Below are 1141 nucleotides of genomic sequence, written 5' to 3'. Positions count from 1 at the left end.
GGCTCCGCGCGGCGCGGCGCCCGGGCCGCCGGGGGCGCCCGCGGCCTCGACCGGGTCGAGTTCGGCCGTGGCGTCCAGCGGGACCACCCGCGGCGTGACCACCGTCGGCGCGTCGCCGTCCACCGGGGCCGCGTAGATGGCGGGCCCGCCGAGCGGCTGCGTGCCGGACGGCCCGGCGGCGGCGCCGGTCTGCGGAGCGGGGCCGTCCGCCGGCCGGGGCGGGTACGGGCCCGGGGCCGCCTGCCGGGCCAGGTCGGTCACCAGCGCCAGCGTGCGGCGGCCCGCGACGGCGCCGCGACGGTCGGCCAGCGCGCCGCGCAGCCCCACGGACGCCTCCAACTCGGCCCGCGCCCGGTCCAGGCTGCCCGTGCACAGCGCGAGCACGCCCAGCTCGTGGTGGAAGTACGCCTCCTCGGCGACCTCGCCGGCCCGCCGGGCGGCCTCCTGCCCGTGCCGCAGCACCCGCTCCCACGCCTGCCACTGCGGGGCGGCGGCGAACGCGGGCGCGGCGGTACGGGCCAGCAGCACGGCGGCGCTGGCGTGGCCGGCCTCGCGGCCGACGGCCAGGGCGGCCGTGGTGGCCAGGATGGCGTCGGCCTCGGCGGCGGCGCGCTCGGACCCGACCGAGGGGTGGCCGACCCACCACGCGTAGTGCTGGGCGAGGGCGTGCGCGCGCCGGTCGGCGTCACGCGCGTAGCCCGCCGCGGTGAGCTGGTCGGCCACGCCGGCCGCCAGCCGGTAGTGGGCGCCGACCGGGCTGATCAGGCCGCAGGCGAGCAGGTCGTCCACTGCCGTCTGGGCGCTCCGGTCGCCGGTGAGCGCGGCCAGGTGCGACCGGTCCGGACACGCACCGCCGATGGCGAGCGCGAACCGCAGGGTGTCGCGGGCCCCGCCGCCGAGCCCGGCGGCGATCAGGGCGGCCGGGGCCGCGCCCTCGGCCGGCGTCGGCAACGGCACGTCGGCGGGTGCCTCGGCGGTCCTGGACGCCTCCGCCGCCTCCGGGCCGCTGGGGGCCTGGCCGGGCGCGCCGGAGCCGTCCCCGGGCCGCCCCGCGCGGGCGGTCGACTCGGATCCGCCCGGACCGGGCGGTCTGGCGCCGGGGCCGCCGAGAACCCCCGAGCCGGGAGCGGCAGGCCGGGCG

At 82.7% G+C, this 1141-nt stretch carries 1 pseudogene; it reads right to left on the bottom strand.

The window, feature by feature from the left end:
* Window positions 1-240 precede the first annotated feature (240 nt).
* A pseudogene (locus RKE29_RS30015) lies at window positions 241-963 on the bottom strand (ATP-binding protein); the annotation flags it as partial.
* Window positions 964-1141: the final 178 nt, after the last annotated feature.

The sequence above is a fragment of the Streptomyces sp. B1866 genome, assembly GCF_031932565.1.
In the GTDB taxonomy this organism is placed as follows: domain Bacteria; phylum Actinomycetota; class Actinomycetes; order Streptomycetales; family Streptomycetaceae; genus Streptomyces.
The sequence above is the reverse complement of the archived record's forward strand: the minus strand, read 5'-3'. Positions and strand labels throughout refer to the sequence as shown.